The sequence below is a fragment of the Streptomyces colwelliae genome (assembly GCF_048158785.1).
In the GTDB taxonomy this organism is placed as follows: Bacteria; Actinomycetota; Actinomycetes; order Streptomycetales; family Streptomycetaceae; genus Streptomyces.
This window is the reverse complement of the sequence record NZ_JBLTJC010000637.1, coordinates 1-3,506: the sequence shown is the minus strand read 5'-3', so window position 1 is coordinate 3,506 and position 3,506 is coordinate 1. Positions and strand designations below refer to the sequence as shown.

Below are 3,506 nucleotides of genomic sequence, written 5' to 3'. Positions count from 1 at the left end.
CCCTCACCCCCAACAACCCTCACCCCCAACCCGGTCGGCAACCGGAGTAGCTGTCCGTCACTTGTGACGCGCCCCACTCCGGCTTTACCAAAACCAAAGACTTCGAACGCTTCCCCGATCCGTACTTCTGACTGTCCGTACCGCCGACGGGCGGTCCACGACACAGGAGGTACGGTGCGCTTTTCGCGGAACGCGACGGGAACGATGGTTGTGGGCGGCGCCCTCAGCCTGACCCTCGTCGCCCTCGCCTATCCGGCCATGCTGGGCGTGACCACGGTCTCCAGCGCGCCCGCACGCGTGATCGCCAACACGCAGTGGGGGCCACTGACCGAGGCCGACCGCGACTTCGTGGTCAAGGTGCGTGCGGCAGGGCTGTGGGAGTACCCCGTCGGCCAGATGGGACTGAAGAAGGGGGCGAGCCCGGCGGTCATCACCGCGAGCAAGCACCTCATCGACGGGCACGCGGCGCTGGACACCACCGTCCGCAAGATCGCGCCCATGCTCAACATCACGATCCCGAACCAGCCCAGCCCGCAGCAGCAGGGCTTCATCAACACACTCAACGGGGACAGCGGCAAGCAGTTCGACACGGACTTCGCCAACATCCTGCGGGTCACACACGGTTCGATCTTCGCGACCATCGCGAAGATCCGCGGAACGACCGAGAACACCCTGGTGCGGGCCCTGGCCAATCAGGCCAACGCGACCGTTCTGGACCACATCACGGTGATGGAGGACACCGGCCTGGTCAACTTCAGCCAGGTCCTCTTCCAGGAGACGACCCCGCCGAAGCTGCCCGCCGTGGACCTGACCCCGCCGCCCCCGGCCGCGGGCCAGCCGGAGGTGGTGCTCACCCCGCCGGTGAACAGCACCACCCAGCCACCGGTCCTGCCGGGCGAGGCGTCACCCAGCGCCACCCAGACCCCGACCGTGGGGTGAGTGCGCCACCGAGCGCGCTACACCCCCAGCCACACGGTCGTGTCGGGTGCCAGCCATCCCAACTCCCCGTCGCCTGCCGCCGGTTCGCTGCTCAGCAGCACCTCTCCCGGCGGCAGGGCGACCGGCACGGCCGACAGGTTGGTGACACACCGCCAGCCGTCGGAGCGCGCGAAGTGCAGCACCCCGGGCGGGCTGTCCGCGGCCCAGGTCAGCTCCTCCCCGTCGAGCAGCTTGCGGCGCAGGCGGAGTGCGGTGCGGTAGAGCTCCAGCGTCGAGCCCTCGGTCCCGTCCTGTGCCTCGACGGCGTACGACGCGAAACTCGCCGGCTGCGGCAGCCACGCGGGCCCCGCCCCGAAGCCGTACGACGGACCGGCCGACGTCCACGGCAGGGGTACCCGGCAGCCGTCGCGGCCCTTGCGGGTGTGGCCCTGCTGTTCCCAGACGGGGTCCTGGAGGACCTCGACGGGCAGGTCGGCGACCTCGGGCAGTCCGAGTTCCTCGCCCTGGTAGACGTACGACGAACCGGGCAGCGCCAGCATCAGCAGCGTCGCGGCGCGGGCCCTGCGCAGGCCGGCCGTCGCGTCGACGGGTGGCTCGTGACCGTCGGACAGGAGCCAGGTGTTCGGGTCCGTGCCCGGGGGCAGCATCAGGCGCGAGGCGTGTCGTACGACGTCGTGGTTGGACAGCACCCAGGTGGCCGAGGCGCCTGCCGCGCGGGCCGTGGCGAGCGAGCCGGTGATCACCTCGCGGAGTTCGTCCGCGTCCCAACCAGCTTCCAGGTACTCGAAGTTGAAGGCCTGGCCGAGTTCGTCCGGGCGGGCGTACAGGGCGCGGCGGGCGGCCGGTACCCAGGCCTCGGCGACCGCCATGCGGGGCGGGGTGTAGGTGTCGAGGACCGTACGCCGCCAGTCCCGGTAGATCTCGTGGACCGCGTCCCGGTCGTAGTAGGGGTGGGTGCCGGGCGGGAGGTCGTCGAGGACGGCCTCGGAGTTCGCCGCGAGGGGGCCGATGTCGCGGAGCGGCTCGGTGAGGTCCTTGACCAGGGCGTGGGCCACGTCCACTCGGAAGCCGTCGACTCCTCGGTCGGACCAGAAGCGCAGTGTGGTGCGGAAGTCGGCCCTGACCTCCTCGTTGTCCCAGTTCAGGTCGGGCTGTTCGGGGGTGAAGAGGTGCAAGTACCACTGCCCGTCGGGGAGTTGCCGCCACGCGCTGCCGCCGAAGACCGACGGCCAGTCGGTGGGCGGGAGTTGGCCGTCCGCGCCGCGGCCCTCGCGGAAGACGTACCGGTCGCGGGCGGCGGAACCGGGCGGGGCGGCGAGCGCCTCCTGGAACCAACTATGCAGCCGCGAGGTGTGGTTGGGCACGATGTCGACCATGACCTTCAGGCCCAGCCGGTGGGCCTCGGCGACCATCGCGTCGAAGTCGTCGAGCGTGCCCAGGCGCGGGTCCACGTCGCGGTAGTCGGCGACGTCGTATCCGCCGTCGGCGAGTTCGGAAGGGTAGAAGGGGCTGAGCCAGAGGGCGTCGACGCCGAGCGCGGCGAGGTGACCGAGGCGCTCGGTGATGCCCTTGAGGTCGCCGAGCCCGTCACCGTCCGCGTCGGCGAAACTGCGCGGATAGACCTGGTAGACGACGGCTTGCCGCCACCAGTTCGGGTCACGGGAGGACAGGTCGGACACGTGGTCTCCTTATGAATTCCCGCTGCCCCGGGACGAACTCCCGCTGCCCCGAGGCAAGTTGACAGTCATCTTCCGGTGGACCCACGATGTGCACACGCTGTGGCGCATGTGACCAATGGGCCCGGTGTTTCCTTCGCTGCGCAGCTCCTCCACTCCTTTTCGCCAGGCCAAGATGGGATAAGTATGTCCATAGCGAGTCGTGTCACTGTGCGTCGCCTGTTGGGGACGGGCGCCGCCTCCCTCGCCCTCGCCGCAGCATCCGTCGGCGCCGCTTCCGGCGCCTGGGCCCACGGTGGCGGCGGTGACGGCTGGGAGTCCGGTGGCCACTACAAGCCCGGCTCGGGCGCCGGTACGGTCACCGAGACCGAGGGCTGCCAGTTCTCGCTGGACGGCACCGACTTCTTCCCCTCCGTCAAGGTCGACGACCAGAACCTGAAGCCCACCGACGACGGCAAGATCCACATCAAGGTCCGCACCGCCGGCAACGCGTCCACCTGCACCGCCTCGCTCGCCTCGTACATCGCCCACGGCCCGACCTTCGCCACCTCCGGGCAGCAGGTCTTCGTCGACTTCGACACGGTGACCGTGAAGAAGGGCCAGACCGACTCGCTCGACATCGCGGTGCCGGACGAGGGCTGCTTCGCGCAGATCGACCTCTACCGGGGTGCGGTGAAGTTCGACGGCAACCCCGCCGCCGGCGACGGCCTCGTCCACGGCGACCTGCCCAAGGGCCCCGACCACACGGTCATCAAGGACAAGCTGATCGCGGCCTGGAACGGCGGCACGAAGGACGGGGTGCCCGCCCTCGGCCACGCACACGACGGCGAACTTCTTGCCGCGGGCGAAGCGTTCCTCGACCATCTTGACCAGGTCGGCCGGGTCGAAGGG

At 70.0% G+C, this 3,506-nt stretch carries 2 protein-coding genes and 1 pseudogene; 2 read left to right on the top strand and 1 reads right to left on the bottom strand.

What is annotated here, in order from left to right; genetic code table 11:
• Window positions 1-210 precede the first annotated feature (210 nt).
• Complete coding sequence (locus tag ACNFOC_RS52420; protein ID WP_416966029.1) at window positions 211-939, top strand: DUF4142 domain-containing protein; 729 nt, start codon at window positions 211-213, stop codon at window positions 937-939.
• A 17-nt stretch (window positions 940-956) separates the two neighbouring features.
• Here the strand turns inward: ACNFOC_RS52420 and ACNFOC_RS52415 are convergent, their stop codons facing one another.
• On the bottom strand, window positions 957-2,618 hold the full coding sequence (locus tag ACNFOC_RS52415) for a glycoside hydrolase family 13 protein (protein ID WP_416966028.1): 1,662 nt from the start codon (window positions 2,616-2,618) through the stop codon (window positions 957-959).
• Window positions 2,619-2,801: 183 nt separating this feature from the next.
• Here ACNFOC_RS52415 and ACNFOC_RS52410 point away from each other — a divergent pair.
• Window positions 2,802-3,506: pseudogene (locus tag ACNFOC_RS52410) on the top strand (hypothetical protein); the annotation flags it as partial.